This window comes from Falsigemmobacter faecalis (assembly GCF_003863335.1).
GTDB classification, from domain to species: domain Bacteria; phylum Pseudomonadota; class Alphaproteobacteria; order Rhodobacterales; family Rhodobacteraceae; genus Wagnerdoeblera; species Wagnerdoeblera faecalis.
Window position 1 is genome coordinate 35,549 of the sequence record NZ_RRAZ01000028.1, and the last position, 13,309, is coordinate 48,857.

At 61.5% G+C, this 13,309-nt stretch carries 24 protein-coding genes and 1 pseudogene; 18 read left to right on the top strand and 7 right to left on the bottom strand.

Annotated elements, in window-relative coordinates; all coding sequences use genetic code 11:
• Window positions 1-201: 201 nt before the first annotated feature.
• The 6 genes from EG244_RS15980 to EG244_RS21530 all read right to left on the bottom strand — a co-directional run bounded on the left by EG244_RS15980 (window position 202) and on the right by EG244_RS21530 (window position 3,250).
• Entirely contained in the window at window positions 202-402 is a 201-nt protein-coding gene (locus tag EG244_RS15980; RefSeq protein ID WP_124966183.1) for a hypothetical protein, read from the bottom strand.
• Window positions 399-1,148 (bottom strand): hypothetical protein, encoded by a 750-nt coding sequence (locus EG244_RS15985; protein ID WP_124966184.1) that lies wholly within the window; start codon window positions 1,146-1,148, stop codon window positions 399-401. The genes EG244_RS15980 and EG244_RS15985 overlap by 4 nt, the downstream gene beginning before the upstream one ends.
• A complete protein-coding gene (locus tag EG244_RS15990; RefSeq protein WP_158617330.1) occupies window positions 1,145-1,567 on the bottom strand; it encodes a hypothetical protein in 423 nt (140 codons plus the stop codon). Before EG244_RS15990 ends, EG244_RS15985 begins: the two co-directional genes overlap by 4 nt.
• A gap of 10 nt (window positions 1,568-1,577) precedes the next feature.
• Window positions 1,578-2,336: a helix-turn-helix domain-containing protein gene (locus EG244_RS15995; protein ID WP_124966186.1), complete on the bottom strand. Its 759-nt coding sequence runs from the start codon at window positions 2,334-2,336 to the stop codon at window positions 1,578-1,580.
• Window positions 2,333-2,713 (bottom strand): RusA family crossover junction endodeoxyribonuclease, encoded by a 381-nt coding sequence (locus tag EG244_RS16000; protein WP_124966187.1) that lies wholly within the window; start codon window positions 2,711-2,713, stop codon window positions 2,333-2,335. The genes EG244_RS15995 and EG244_RS16000 overlap by 4 nt, the downstream gene beginning before the upstream one ends.
• A 318-nt stretch (window positions 2,714-3,031) precedes the next feature.
• A complete protein-coding gene (locus EG244_RS21530) occupies window positions 3,032-3,250 on the bottom strand; it encodes a helix-turn-helix domain-containing protein (protein ID WP_124966188.1) in 219 nt (72 codons plus the stop codon).
• Window positions 3,251-3,260: 10 nt separating this feature from the next.
• On the opposite strand from EG244_RS21530, the gene EG244_RS16010 reads away from it, so the two are divergent.
• The 18 genes from EG244_RS16010 to EG244_RS16085 all read left to right on the top strand — a co-directional run bounded on the left by EG244_RS16010 (window position 3,261) and on the right by EG244_RS16085 (window position 12,417).
• Window positions 3,261-3,647 (top strand): helix-turn-helix transcriptional regulator, encoded by a 387-nt coding sequence (locus EG244_RS16010; protein ID WP_158617331.1) that lies wholly within the window; start codon window positions 3,261-3,263, stop codon window positions 3,645-3,647.
• Window positions 3,648-4,713: 1,066 nt separating this feature from the next.
• On the top strand, window positions 4,714-4,905 hold the full coding sequence (locus EG244_RS16015) for a hypothetical protein (protein WP_124966190.1): 192 nt from the start codon (window positions 4,714-4,716) through the stop codon (window positions 4,903-4,905).
• A 157-nt stretch (window positions 4,906-5,062) separates the two neighbouring features.
• The gene (locus tag EG244_RS16020) at window positions 5,063-5,350 is read left to right on the top strand and encodes a hypothetical protein (RefSeq protein ID WP_124966191.1); all 288 of its coding nucleotides are present in this window, start codon (window positions 5,063-5,065) and stop codon (window positions 5,348-5,350) included.
• 99 nt (window positions 5,351-5,449) lie between these two features.
• Window positions 5,450-5,686 carry a hypothetical protein gene (locus EG244_RS16025; protein WP_124966192.1) on the top strand — a complete coding sequence of 79 codons (237 nt, stop codon included), beginning with the start codon at window positions 5,450-5,452 and terminating at the stop codon, window positions 5,684-5,686.
• Window positions 5,686-6,519, top strand: a complete 834-nt coding sequence (locus tag EG244_RS16030) for an ERF family protein (RefSeq protein WP_124966193.1) — start codon at window positions 5,686-5,688, stop codon at window positions 6,517-6,519. Before EG244_RS16025 ends, EG244_RS16030 begins: the two co-directional genes overlap by 1 nt.
• The gene (locus EG244_RS16035; protein WP_199738003.1) at window positions 6,516-7,478 is read left to right on the top strand and encodes a hypothetical protein; all 963 of its coding nucleotides are present in this window, start codon (window positions 6,516-6,518) and stop codon (window positions 7,476-7,478) included. The genes EG244_RS16030 and EG244_RS16035 overlap by 4 nt, the downstream gene beginning before the upstream one ends.
• 10 nt (window positions 7,479-7,488) lie before the next feature.
• Window positions 7,489-8,199 (top strand): hypothetical protein, encoded by a 711-nt coding sequence (locus EG244_RS16040; RefSeq protein ID WP_124966194.1) that lies wholly within the window; start codon window positions 7,489-7,491, stop codon window positions 8,197-8,199.
• Window positions 8,199-8,651 (top strand): single-stranded DNA-binding protein, encoded by a 453-nt coding sequence (gene ssb, locus EG244_RS16045; protein ID WP_325050395.1) that lies wholly within the window; start codon window positions 8,199-8,201, stop codon window positions 8,649-8,651. The genes EG244_RS16040 and ssb overlap by 1 nt, the downstream gene beginning before the upstream one ends.
• 62 nt (window positions 8,652-8,713) lie before the next feature.
• A complete protein-coding gene (locus EG244_RS16050; protein ID WP_124966196.1) occupies window positions 8,714-8,968 on the top strand; it encodes a DUF2312 domain-containing protein in 255 nt (84 codons plus the stop codon).
• Complete coding sequence (locus EG244_RS16055) at window positions 8,965-9,150, top strand: hypothetical protein (protein ID WP_124966197.1); 186 nt, start codon at window positions 8,965-8,967, stop codon at window positions 9,148-9,150. The genes EG244_RS16050 and EG244_RS16055 overlap by 4 nt, the downstream gene beginning before the upstream one ends.
• On the top strand, window positions 9,150-9,539 hold the full coding sequence (locus EG244_RS16060; RefSeq protein WP_124966198.1) for a recombination protein NinB: 390 nt from the start codon (window positions 9,150-9,152) through the stop codon (window positions 9,537-9,539). Before EG244_RS16055 ends, EG244_RS16060 begins: the two co-directional genes overlap by 1 nt.
• Window positions 9,536-9,955, top strand: coding sequence for a hypothetical protein (locus EG244_RS16065; protein ID WP_124966199.1), 420 nt, complete (start codon window positions 9,536-9,538; stop codon window positions 9,953-9,955). Before EG244_RS16060 ends, EG244_RS16065 begins: the two co-directional genes overlap by 4 nt.
• Complete coding sequence (locus EG244_RS20465) at window positions 9,952-10,131, top strand: hypothetical protein (protein WP_158617332.1); 180 nt, start codon at window positions 9,952-9,954, stop codon at window positions 10,129-10,131. The genes EG244_RS16065 and EG244_RS20465 overlap by 4 nt, the downstream gene beginning before the upstream one ends.
• On the top strand, window positions 10,128-10,526 hold the full coding sequence (locus EG244_RS16070; protein WP_158617333.1) for a DUF968 domain-containing protein: 399 nt from the start codon (window positions 10,128-10,130) through the stop codon (window positions 10,524-10,526). The genes EG244_RS20465 and EG244_RS16070 overlap by 4 nt, the downstream gene beginning before the upstream one ends.
• Window positions 10,523-10,657 carry a hypothetical protein gene (locus EG244_RS21330; protein WP_267900292.1) on the top strand — a complete coding sequence of 45 codons (135 nt, stop codon included), beginning with the start codon at window positions 10,523-10,525 and terminating at the stop codon, window positions 10,655-10,657. Before EG244_RS16070 ends, EG244_RS21330 begins: the two co-directional genes overlap by 4 nt.
• Window positions 10,654-11,076, top strand: coding sequence for a hypothetical protein (locus tag EG244_RS16075; RefSeq protein WP_124966201.1), 423 nt, complete (start codon window positions 10,654-10,656; stop codon window positions 11,074-11,076). Before EG244_RS21330 ends, EG244_RS16075 begins: the two co-directional genes overlap by 4 nt.
• A gap of 76 nt (window positions 11,077-11,152) precedes the next feature.
• Complete coding sequence (locus tag EG244_RS16080; RefSeq protein ID WP_124966202.1) at window positions 11,153-11,344, top strand: hypothetical protein; 192 nt, start codon at window positions 11,153-11,155, stop codon at window positions 11,342-11,344.
• Window positions 11,326-12,417 carry a tyrosine-type recombinase/integrase gene (locus EG244_RS16085; RefSeq protein WP_233589040.1) on the top strand — a complete coding sequence of 364 codons (1,092 nt, stop codon included), beginning with the start codon at window positions 11,326-11,328 and terminating at the stop codon, window positions 12,415-12,417. Before EG244_RS16080 ends, EG244_RS16085 begins: the two co-directional genes overlap by 19 nt.
• A gap of 269 nt (window positions 12,418-12,686) precedes the next feature.
• Here the strand turns inward: EG244_RS16085 and EG244_RS20470 are convergent.
• Window positions 12,687-13,309, bottom strand: a pseudogene (locus EG244_RS20470) (hypothetical protein); the annotation flags it as partial.

Sequence of the window (13,309 nt, forward strand, 5' to 3'; positions counted from 1 at the left end):
CTCCCAGAGCGGTCAGAGGGAGTACCTGCGCCATGACTAGGCCCAGCGACAAACCCGCCCCGACGTACGCAGCGAGCGCGTGCGTGATGATACGTCTCACCCCTCACACCTCCTCGATAGCGCGCTTGATCATGTCAGGGCGCATGCCGGACCAGATCAGGTCGCCTGCAATGACGATTGGGGCGGTGTAGATGGTGATGCTCACTCGCGGACCTCCTGTTCGTTGCGGCGGATCGGGAAAAGCAGGCCCAACCCGATAGCCATGACCATGATCTGGATGGACCCAGCGTAATTCATCGCCGTTTCTGCTGCGGTGAACTCCCAGCCCAGGAACAGGCAGCCGAAGCCGTGCGCGGTTGCTGTGAACATCCCGAACAGGAACATGATGCGGGCGAAGATCATGCATCACCCCCTTCCAGAGCGGAGAGAATACGGGCCTCGTAATCAACCTGGGCGGCGGCCTTTGCGGCTTCGATCGTGTCGTGCCAAATGGTGGCGCCCCCCTCGTCCCGCAGCGGCCATTGCGCCCACTTGATGCAATAACGATCAGACAACTGACTTTTCTGGTAATGGTACAGCCCGCATACGGTCCACTGGGTGCGGAACCGGTCTGTATCCCACACCAGCGGCTTCACCTTCACCGCAGGCGCGGCGGGCTGGGCAATGCCAGCGAGTAGGAGCTCGATCCGCTTAAGCGCCAAAGCATATCCGGCAGGGCGGGCATCGCGGGCGAGATAGAGCGCCTGTTGCACCGCTGGGCTTTGGGCGGCCTGCTTCACTGCAGGCGCGGCGGATAGAGCACACTCACCCACTTCCGTCAGCGCCCACTGTGCCGGGCTACGCTGAGACCGTTCGATCAGTCCCATCGTGGTCAGGGCGTCCAGCCAACCCCGGCCAATATCGACGCCCTCACTATCATCGGCGCACTCGGCAAACCGCTGCAGCTTTTGGTGGATCCTCTGGGCATAGCCTAGGCGGGCATTGTGCAAATTCTGCACATCGCTCCGCCCCGCCCGGTAGCCTTCCTCCCATGCGTGGGTGGTGTCCTCGAAGCTGGTCATTGGCGCAGGGATAACCCACGCCGGGGCCTTGTCTGCCGGGCCGTGGTAGCTGCAGTGGCCGTTGTGGATGGTGACGGTGTCGCTCATGCCTCACCTCCGATGCGTTTCAGGCCGAGGCTCGCGACGACAGCAGCGCGGCGGGCGCGTTCTTCCTCGGTGATTTCCGGCCGGGCTGCAGGCTGCGGCTTCGGGAGGGCCACGCCGCGGGCGATGGTGATCCGAGCAGCGCGGACCGGCTCCATCTCGATATGCGCCCGGTCCTGAATGTCGCCCGGCAGCGGCTTGCAGTGTTTGCGCGGGTTCTCACGGCTCATCCACCAGCGGCAGGCATTGGCAATGGCCCAGGCCGGATAGTCCGCCAGCATCGCGCACCAATCCTCGGCCACGGCAGCGGCCAGCGTCTCGTCCTGCTGGCTCACGAAGTAATGGCTGAGAAGCGAGACCACGCGGCCAGCGATCCACTTCCGGGGCGCCGGGCGGCCGAGGTAATCCGCTGCCTGGCTCACGGCCTTCAGATCAGCTTCGGTCTCGCAGCGCTGCGCTTTGAAAGCCTGCGAGCATGACATCATGCGCTGAGCGAGCTCGGGCGTTGCGTGCTGCGGCAGGTCGGGCGAAGCGACGAGCATTGCCAAGCCACATCCGCCAGCCGGCGTCCCAGTCTTTGAAGGTTGTTCCGCGGGCGAGGTGGTGATCACGGAAAGCAGCGGCTTGTTCATGGATTTCCTCGTCGGTGAAATTGCGGGATCTGGCGTCTGCGAGATTTCGGTCAGAAGGCACCCAGTTTTCGGGGAGGGCGCTGGCTCGCTTGGGAGGCTTTCGCGTCACCTGCTCCGCGGGCGTATTGCCTTCTGGTGGTTCTATGATGGTTCTATGATGGTTTACCTGCGTCTCCCGTAGGTCTTGGGGTGCGGGAGGCGTAGGGGTGGGGTGCGTCTGGCGCAGGGGTGCGGGAGACGCAGGGGTCAGAACCGGGGCGTTTTCGCGGGTGACAGGCAGTGCCGAAACGCGCGCCAGATCGATCCGGTACTCGACCGTGTAGCCGTTCTGATGCTTGCGCTGGCCAACCTCTGAAATGATGCCCTCTGCCATCAGGTGGCGGATTGCATCACGCACGGCTGTCTCGCTGATCTCCAGATCGGCAGCCATGTTCGGCTTGCTGGCCCAGATGCCAGTGCCATCATCGCTGGCGAAGTCAGCCATGAGCAGCAGGACGGTCTTAGACACAGCCCGCCCAACCCTGCGATGTTTGCAAATGGCGTGAACGGTATTGCTCACGGGATCAACTCCTGGTGCGTCGGGTTAATCTCGACGATCACGCCGCCGCTCTTGCTCGGATCACCGCGCAGGAGCGTCATGGAGCGCCAGTCCGCGTCATCCACGCCGATGGCTTCCGCCACCGCATCGAGGCCGTGCTTCATGCGCTTGAGCATGTTGTCGAGGTCATACCTCCGGCCCGAAGGCGGGCAGAAGGTCAGCGATACATTGGCGACAATGGCAGGGGCCGGGAGGCTGCGAAGCCCCTTACCCTGCTCCCGGCAGAGAGCAACGCAATCTGCCTTGTAGGCTTTGGCCGCGCGGGCCTTGCCTCGGAAGTCGCCTTGGCTGCCATTGGCTGACAGCGCGGTCGGGGGCCAGGGGAGCACGATCCGCATCAGATCAGGCTCCCCTGGCGAGGATCCGGTGCCGGTCGAGATACCGGGCCACCAGATCGGGGTTGCGATTGCACTGGCGCTCGGCCCGGCGTCCCAGATCGACGCTCGGACCAAAGCTGTTCGACAGCGTCGACGTGGGCGAGACAGGCCCAGACATAGCCGCGCTGCTTTTGCTCTGAGAGCAGTCCGGGCAGCCGATAACCACGGCAGCCAGGCGCTTGGCAGAGGCGACAAGGGCCCACACTTAAGCGCCCCGTTGCGGCTTGCGGCCTTGAAAACGGCCGATTAACGGCCATTTGTGATGCATGTTGTGCAACATTACCTACCACCCCGAAAGGAGGAAGGCTCGTCTTTAACCCAGCTTGTCGCCTGAATTGCTCCGCGGGTTTGCCGCTCAATTCGCGCCGCAAGACGCAAGCTGGGGATCATTTTCCCTGCCGCAAGTCGAGAAACAATGCTGGGGTCAACACTGACGGACCGCGCAAAATCGCGGTGAGACAGGCCGTTCTCTTCGAGAAATTTTGCGAAATCTGACATGAGGATTAAGATGCACGATATGCATCAATCAGTCAACAGCATTAATGCACGTGGTGCATTTGCATCACACATGCACATGATGCATGATTTGTGCATGAATTTGAAACACATCAGAGCCGCCAGAAAGATGTCACAGCGCGAACTTGCCGCGCTGGCTGGCGTTGATCAGTCGACAATTCAGCGTGCCGAAACCATGCATCACACGGCGAAACTCGATACCTACAAGCTGTGCGCCCAAGTGCTGGGCGTCACCTTGGAGGATATCTTTGCCGAAGATCGCGATGTGGCCGAGATAGCCCTGGTCAGAGCATACCGTAACGCTGATGAGCGTGGGCGCAGGCTGTTGATGAAACTTGCGGAAGAGGCAGCAGCCCTTCCTCCTGAGCACGACGAATAAACCAACTCAGTTGAGCATCTGAGAGCCCAGAGAGTTTTTGTTCGAACCCAACCTCCCGTGAAGGGGTTGGGTTTTCTTGTGACCTGCCGTAACCGCGCATCTTAACTCCATCTTTTGAAACATAAGCGCTCCCGTTGGCGCGGGAGTCCATAATCTGCAGATCGGGTCATGCGGCAGCTTATGCTGGCGGTTCGGTGTCATTGCCCGGCTCGATAATGAGAACATAGCAGGAACAGGTGCAGGGCTGTCAACTCCCAGTGCCAACTTTACCCCTCGATATGTTGCGGAATCGCATGAGGCCGTGAGATGTTAGAATAAAGTGGGGGAGAGCATGACATCAGTAAGCGACCGAGACCACCACGTCTCCATAAGTGCACAGAATATCAACGAATTCTTTAAGCATATTGGCATGCCGGCTAATCAAGCCTGCACGGCCTGCGGGGCATCATCACAGTTCGGCCCCGCCTCCCACCTGGAGAACCCAGAGAAGGTTCTTTTTATGGGGCACCACCTTTACATCAGAGATCAGCAACTATCCCAAGCGTGTCGGGTATGTGGATATTTGCGTTTGTTTAACCTTTCTCCTTTATTGAAGTGGATGGGCTTCGATGACATCTAATGATAACATTCACTCATTCCCGTCCCCTGCGGGCCGCGGCTCGGGGGGAGGAAACGGAGGTGCCGCCATGCTAGAAGCAAGGGTGAAAAGACTTGAGGAAGACATGAGTGAAGTCAGGTCAGACCTTAAGGCTCTGAGATCTGATGTCGCTGAACTCAAGGGAAAGGTTGGCATGTTGCCCGGTTGGGGAGGGCTACTAGCAGTGACTGGCTTCATCATTGCTGCAGTTGGGATTATGATCAGGTTCATTCCTAACGCGTGACGTAACTGCCCAAAACAATCCGCCCAAAGCCCGCCCCTTCGGCGGGCTTTTTGCTTATATACGGCTGTGAAAATTCTGATGCACAATGTGCATAAAATGTATTGACGCTGTGATGCATAATGTGCATCTTCATCTCATCAGGGCGCGACACACGAGCCGCCTGACACCCCAGATGGAGATCCGAAATGCCCCGCAAGACCGACTTCTCTGTAACCCCGGCTGGCGCCGTTATCCGCGCCGCGCTGCTTGAAGAATACCGCGCCTATCGGGCCCGCCCGGTGAGTGACGTCACCCTGCCTGCACCGCTCACCGTGTTCGGCCACAACCGCCTCCGGGGCTTTGCTCCTGTCGAGGCCCAGGCGATCCGGGTGCACTGATGGGCTACGCTGACACCCTCCGCGCGCTGAACGAAGCAGCGCACCGCGCTTTCTCCGAAGCCCGCAAGGCGCAGCGCCCTCGCGATGAGATTACTACCCTTCGCGGTCTGGCTGCCCGCTCTGATGCTTTGGTGGACGCTCTCCCGGGTGCCTCGCGATGAAGCACTGGCGCGCAGCCCCCACAGCAGATGCGCGCCCTTCCTGGCATGACCGTTCGCTGGAGATCGATGCGCAGAGGCTCATCTGGGAACGGGAGGACGCGACGAGGCTTCACGCCCTCCTTGATAAGCACAACGGCCCGCCGCGCGGTGAGTTCCACCCCGGCGACCTGCCCTGCCCCCAATGCCACGGCCAGCGCATCGTTCAGGACCACTACGACTATGTACGGGGCGAGAGCGGCGTAATCCACCGCTGCGATTACTGCCTCGGCTCCGGCACCCGCTGATTTCGCATAGCGCGGCAACTCCCCCGCGCTGGCCCGCTCGGTTCCCCCATGTCCCACATCGTGCCGGGCGGGCACCCCATTCCAGCAAAGGATGATCCAATGACTTTCCTTGCCCCGATTGACCGCGCATCCGCAGCGCCTGTCCCCCGCCTTCTCACCGACCTCGACCGTGAAGCCGAAGCCCGCGCCATGGCTGAGGACATGGATACCGTTCTCAGCCGCGCTCCGGTGCGTCCCTCTGAGCCCGCCATTGGCTTCTGGGAGCTGCTCGGCTTCGCTGCGGGCTTCGGCCTGCTGGCGCTGACTCTCGCTATCTTCGTGCCGGCGGTGCTCTGATGAGCGACCTGACCCCCATCAATGAAGAGGGCACGGCGGTCGTCGCAGTTGACCCCATGGTGTCGATGATCGAGCGGGTGGTGATGAACCCGCAGGCCGACCTCGACAAGCTGGAGCGCATGCTGGCGATGAAGGAGCGCCTCGACGCCCAGAACGCCCGTGTGGCCTTCGCTGGCGCGCTGTCCGCCGCCCGCGCCGAGATCCCGCCCATCGTCAAGGATGCGACCGTCGACTTCAAAACCAAGGATGGCAAGCGCACCCATTACCAGCACGAGACGCTGGCGGGCATCGCCAAGGTGATCGACCCGGTGCTGGCGCAATATGGCCTGTCCTATCGCTTCCGCACCGGCCAGAACGGCGGCGGCGTCACGGTCACCTGCATCATCGCCCATTCCGCCGGCCACAGCGAGGAAACCTCGCTCTCCTGCAGCCCGGACGGCTCCGGCAGCAAGAACGCCTTTCAGGCCGTCGGCTCTGCGGTGACCTATCTGCAGCGCTACACCCTGAAAGCAGCGCTCGGCCTCTCTGCTGAGGTCGACGACGATGGCCAGAGCGCGGCCCCGCGCCACGAAGAGCGCCAGAAGCAGCCAAGCCACGCAGAGGCTGAGGCGGAAGCTCTGATTACCGCTCTGAACAGCGCGGCTTCTGAGCCCGAGCTGCAGGAAATCTGGGACGCTGAGAGCGATACCCGCAAACGCATCCATGCAGGCGACCCCGCGCAATACGACCGCGTCAAAGCGGCTGCGGCACAGCGCAAGAAAGCGCTCCAGGCACAGCCCCTCACCGGGGAAATCCTCGACGATAGCATCCCATATGAGGGCCCGAACCAATGAATAATCACGACAAACCTGAGCACGGCCTGAAATCGAAGACCATCAAGTCGATCCTGCGCAACAAAGTGAACGCCTGGCTGGCGAGCATCAAGGACGAGGATCTGCGGAAAGCATGTGAGCGTGAGGCAATCGTCACCGGCGGCTGCATCGCCTCAATGCTTCTGGGCGAGGATGTCAACGATTTCGACATCTACTTCCGCACCAAAGCAACCGTGCGCCGCGTGGCCGACTACTACGTCAAGGAGTTCCAAGCGCATCGCAAGGTTCAGGGCGGCGTGGCGGTTCCGATCTTCGTAGAGGAGATGGAGGATCTCGAAGGCAAGGAGCGCGTCCGCATTGTCGTGAAATCAGCAGGCGTGGCTGCTGATGGACAGGAACAGGACTACCAGTATTTCGAGCACGGGAACGACCATGACGCTGGTGAATACGTCCGCGAAGTATTTGACCCGCTGGGCGATGAGGTCGGCGCAACGCCCGATGATCAGACCGCGCCGATCTATTCGCCCGCGTTCCTCAGCAGCAATGCGATCAGCCTGCGTGGCAAGGTGCAGCTAATCCTGCGCTTCTACGGCGACCCAGACACGATCCACCAGAGCTATGACTTCGTGCACTGCATGAATTATTGGGAGAGCGGCACGTCAAATCTGGTTCTCCGCCAAGAAGCGCTGGAAAGCCTCCTGAGCCGCGTGCTGGTCTACAAGGGGTCGCGCTATCCGCTTTGCTCTGTGATCCGCACCCGCAAGTTTATCGAGCGTGGCTGGCGTATCAATGCAGGCCAATACCTCAAGATGGCTATGCAAATCTCCGAGCTGGATCTGAAGGATCACCGCGTCCTTGAGGAGCAGCTGACCGGCGTGGATGTCGCATACTTCTCCGAGGTGATTGCCAAGGTCGCGGAGAAGGATCCGACCCGCGTCGACGCCACCTATCTCACCGAAATCATCGACCGGATGTTCTGAGGGCAAAGCCATGAGCGACCTGAACCCCCGCGCCTTCATTGGCGCAAACAACCCTCCCGATCCGATTGACGAGATCTGCGCGCTCTATGAGGGCGTGCGAGTCGAGGCCGAAAACTGGACCGATGGCGCGCCGGTCGAGAACGAAGCCCAGATGAAGCAGGTCGACCGTCTGCGCAAAGAGGCCCGCGAGTGGCGACTGGCGCTGGAGAAGGGTCAGAAGTCTGCAACCGCCCCGCTCTATGACGCCTATAAGGCCGAGGGCGCGCGCTGGCTGCCAACCATTGAGGACGCCAAGCGCATCGAGGGATGCCTGGTCGCCTCCGTGGATGGCTTCAAGCGCAAGCTGGCGGCCGAGCGGGCAGAGGCCGAGCGTCAGGCCGCAATGGAAGCCGCCCGCAAGCGCCGTGAGGCTGAGGAAGCTGCCCGCGCCGCGAATGCCGCTGATCTGGAAGCGCAGCGCGCCGCGGCTCAGGCAATGCGGGAAGCCGACGAGGCCAACCGTGCAGCCGCTGCTACCCGCAAGGCGACTGAGGAAGCCAGCCGCGGCACCCGCACCGTCACCCGCTACGAAATCACCGACCACAAGGCGCTCCTGCACTGGATCGCCACCAATCGCCGCGACGACCTGACAGCCTTCATCGAGGACTGGGCGCGCAAGAACCACAAACCGGACCCGCAGGCGAACGGCCTCCGCGTCTGGCAGGATAAGGAAGCATTCTGATGGCCGATTTGAACCGCGTCACCCTTCTGGGCCGCCTCGGAGCGGATCCTGAAATCCGCAGCACCCAGGGCGGTGAGAAGGTCGCCACCTTCCGCATCGCGACCTCTGAGCAATGGAAGGACCGCGACAGCGGCGAGAAGAAAGAGCGCACCGAATGGCACACGGTGGTTGCATGGGGCAACCTCGCCCTGATCGCCGAGAAGTGGCTGGCGAAGGGGCGCCGCGTCTATGTCGAAGGCCCTCAGCGCACCCGTAAATGGCAGGATCAGGCTGGACACGATCGCTACTCGACCGAGGTGGTGCTTTCCGGCTTTGGCTCCCGCCTCGATGTGATCGACTGGCCGGAAGGTCAGGGCGGCGGCGCATCGCGCGGGCAGGATGAGGCCTATGGCGGCGGCAACATCCCGCCCGGCCCATCTGGCGGAAACTTCGACGACGAAATCCCTTTCTGACGCTCTGGTGCCTGGCCCCGTGCGGGCCAGCATCCTGAACGCCAATCACAGGAGAGAAAGCCATGAGCAATCCGTCAGGCGCCTATGCCGTGACGGGCGACGAACTGCGCCAGCTCATCGAGCGCGCAGAGCAGCTGGAAGCTGAGAAGAAAGACATCACTGAGCAGGAGAAAGAGCTTTTCGCCGAGGCCAAGGGCCGGGGCTACGACACGAAGGTGATGAAGAAGCTGATCGTTCTGCGGAAGCGCAAGCCCGACGAGATCAGCGAAGAGGAAGCTATCCTCGAAATGTACAAAGCCGCTCTGGGGATGGCATGACCGACCGCATCAAATCCTCCCTGCTCGACTGCATCCAGGCCTATGCCCGCGCCCACGGCTCTCTGCCGGAAGGTGGCGACATGGACGCGATTTGCGAAACCGTGGCCGCCACGCACAGCACCAGCTCCAGTGAAGTGCGCAAGGTCTATGACCGCGATCTGCGCGTCTGGGATGCCGTCTGATGAGCCAGACGATCATCATTCGCGGCGACCGCCAGCGGGATCTGGCGAAGGCCCTGATCGAGCGGGCACCGGCAGATGCGGTGGTGACGATCAAAGAGGGCACCCGGAGCCTTGATCAAAACGCGAAGCTCTGGGCCCTGCTCTCAGATATCGCCCGCGCCAAGCCCGAGGGCCGCTCTATGGCCCCGGAGCTTTGGAAGGCCGCATTCATGTCGGCTCTGGGCCACGAAATCATCTGGCAGCCGGGCATCGAGAATGCCCCGCCATTTCCGGCAGGGTTCCGCACCTCGCGCATGAGCAAGGCGCAGTTCGCGGACCTGATCACCTTTGTTCAATCATACGGCGACCGCCACGGCGTGCGCTGGTCCGATGGGGGGAATGTGGAATGACCGAGAAGCAAGCAACCGAAAGCTGGCCGTGGCACTGGGCACCGTTCGAAGACGAATATTGGGTCGGGCCCTTCGATAGCCGCGAGTTGGCGATTGAGGCCGGAAAGCAGGAGCGCGAAGACAGCGGCTTTTATGTGGCGCAGGCCATCAACGCTCCGATCAAACTCTCTGACTGGATCGGGGCAGACGATCTGATCGAACGCGCTGATGAAAGCATTTTCGACAGCGACCGCGTTTCGTCTGAATTCGATGATATCGTTTTCACCGCAACCAAAGCACAACAGCAGGATCTGGCCGCACGGGTCAAAAGGGCCTGCGATGAATGGCAAGAGGCACACGGTCTCTCATTTCACGCCAGCACCTTCGCTGAAATGACACCGCCGGAGCGGATCACTGCATCGGAGCGCTCGGCATGACCTTCGCCCGCCACAGCTTCCAGACGGACTGCGACGACAACAAGGTCTACCCCATGGCGGATAAGAGGCGCGCCGAGTTTGACGCCAAGGCCATGTGCAGGAAGCACCACGCCATATTCCGCGCGGTCTACTGCACCCGCCACGGGGGCTGGCATGTCCGGGAGGTGATCCGGTGAGCATCCACCCCGGCAACCTGACCGGGGCCCCACGGAGGGGCCTCAAGGGCACCACCCGCGAGCCGAAGACCACGCGCCGGCAGCGGCAAGGCAAGATCGACCGCGAGTATCTGGCCGATGTGCGCCGCCTGCCCTGCGTGATCTGTGATGCCTTCGGGTTTCACCAGCAAAGCCCGACCGAAGCGCACCACACGATCTGCGGCCGCTTCGGGCAGGACAAGACACCAGACCGCGAAGCCATCGCTTTGTGCCGCTGCCACCACATTGGCGACACGGGCACCGGGCGGATCGCCATCCACGCCGACAAGGCCCTGTGGGTGGACCACTACTCCAGCGACCGAGATTACATCGCCATCACGCAGGACAAGGTGGCCAGATTGAGGGGAGAGACATGAGAGGACGCCGCAGCCTTTTCGAAGCAGGCCGGGAGCATCACGACACGCTCCCCCTGCCCTCGGTCGCCGCGCTGGTGATCATCGCAGCTCTGGCCACGCTGGCGGGTCTGCTGCTCTGGTGGTTCTCATGAGCCAGCAGTTCAGCATGTTTGACCTGTGGCAGCCGGTCCCGGTACGGCTTCCGGTCGATCCCCACGGCACGGTCATACAGGGCGCACCGGACGAGACACTGATCCTGCCCCATCCGCGCATGGCCTGGCCGCTGGCGCGCATTGAGCTGCACCGGCACACGGACGGCCGCTGGATGTGGTCCGCCTCTGCCGCCGGCAGCAGCTTCAAGGTCGGCCCGAAATGGGGCCGGTTTGCTGGAGACCGGGATATGGCCCTTCGCGCAGCAGCTCTGGAGATCCTCAACCTTGCAGAGCAGGTGACCAGCCCGGACGGCTTCTGCATCAGCGCTGCACAGCTCCTGCAGGTGAAGGACTGGGCCGGACGGCTTGCGGCACACAACCCGGTTCACAGCGTGAACGGAAAATGGCCGCGTCTCTGACGCCGCCCGCTCCATCTGCGAAAACAAGAAACCACGCTTCACTCAGAGAAGCGATTAAACAAAGGAGGCCAACGCAATGCGCGCACCACGCCCCACTGAGGCTGCTATGCGCCGGGTCATCACTGCCTGGAAAGAGGCCGGCCTTTCGGTCGGACAGATGGAGGTCACCCCCGAGGGACGGATCATCATCAGCGCCACCCCACCCGCAGAAGCGACAATTCCCGCCCCTGCTCCGGGTGCCCCGCGCCAATGGCGCAAACAACCATGAAGGTGAATTTCCCGGGCCTGCTGATCGAGCGCCATCGCAATGGCTCGCTGCGCTACCGCGTCCGCGTAGCGCGGCGGGCGGAGCGGCGGATCCATATTCCGGTCCCTCCGGATCACCCTCTCTTCGGCGAATACTATGCTGCTGCCAGAGCAGGCGTGATCTATTCGCCGGAGGTGCCAGTCAAGCTGGTGGTGAGGTCGCTCGACTGGCTGGCGCAGGGATACCTCGCCCATCTGGAGAAGCTGGTCACAGCGAAGCTCGCCTCCCCTCTGACGCTGAAGCAGCGCCGCTCGCAACTGCGGCGGATCTGCGACTTTGACGATGGTGACGGGCGCTACGGCGATTTCGACATAGACGCGCCAACCGCGGCTTTCGTGCGGCTGCGAGACGCGTTCATCGCCACACCGGCTGAGGCCGACAACATGATGAAGACAGCTCGCGCGATGTATGCCTGGGCCGTCGAGCGCGAAGAAATCAGCCAGAACCCCGTTAAGGGGATCAGCAAGGTGCATCGCTCACAGGGCGGCGCCGAAGCATGGACCACCGAGGATCTGCGCCGGTTCCGCGCGGCTCACCCGCTCGGCACCATGGCGCACCTCTGGCTCACGCTGCATATGTTCACCGCCTGCCGGATTTCAGATGCGATCTGGCTGGGCCCGGCGCATGAAGTCGAGCGCGATGGTATGCTCTGGCTGGACTGGCAGCCTGCGAAGAAAGGCTCTGTCAGGGTCACGATCCCAATGCTGGCGCCGCTTGTGCGGGCGTCACGTGCGGTGGGCCAGCGGGGGCCGACCTATCTGCTCACCGAGGCGGGCAAGCCCTTCAGCACACCTGAGGGCCTGCGCAACCGCGTGCGGAAATGGTGCCAGACCGCTGGCCTCACCGATCGCTCATCGCACGGCATTCGCAAGGCCGTGGCTGAGCTGCTGGCCGAGGCCGGATGCTCGCAGCATCAGATCATGGCGATCATGGCGCACAGCCAGGCGAAGACCTCGGAGATCTATACGCGCGGCGCCCAGCGGCGGGTTTTGTCGGAAGATGCGATGCAGGCTCTGGCATCACTCGAATGGTAAAGTGTCCCGCAGCTTCGAAAAGCGGGACACCTGCCATTGATTTTATTGGATAAATGTCGATAAGGCATAAGCTTGCACACTTTGCATTCGAATCAAATAATCCTGATTATTTTTAATTAAAATCAAACAGATGCGGACATTCATTCGGGCTTCCTGCATAAGGCTGCACGAATGACAGGATAAGTTTGCACACCTTACGCTCCACGCGTCTGGGACACGAAAAAGCCCGCCATTGGCGGGCTCGGAATTCCGTAAATCTGGCGCCCTGATCAGAGACGCAGCTGTTCGAGTTGCGCCGGATCAAAAGCGGAAACATAGTCCGGCACCACAAAGGGTGTGTAACTGGGGGAGAGACCGGTTCTATCGCACAAGGCCTCATTGAACCGATGAAGACCGCAGTGGTTTTCATCCGCCCTGATGCATCGCTCCAAGGCATCGCAGATCAGTTCGATCACCAAGCCCCATCTGTTGCAGCAGGCAAAGACCAGCCTTCCCAGGAAGTCTTCGGTCATGAGTTCGTCCATCGAAACTTCGGCGAGATCGGCATACTCGAAGAGGAGAGCGGTCACTTCGTCTTTGTCACTGCTACGGGCCAGCACAATGTCATCGAAATGCACGGGTCTTAGCAGGTGGGCCAACTGAGGCTCTGTGTTCACGAACTCCGCCAATTCAGGCACGCCAGATAGGATCAGGATGAGGGGATGACCTCGATCTTTCAGCAGCGTTTTGAAGCTGTCGAGGATTGAGGCATTGGTCGCCGCGCTATTGCGGCTGCCCTTCACGAAAACATGCTGGCATTCATCGTAGTGGATACCAATGACCCCAGTGTTCTCTGCAACCGTGGTAACCCACATTTCCCAAGTAAGGCGCTGATTTCGCTGTCCTGACCATT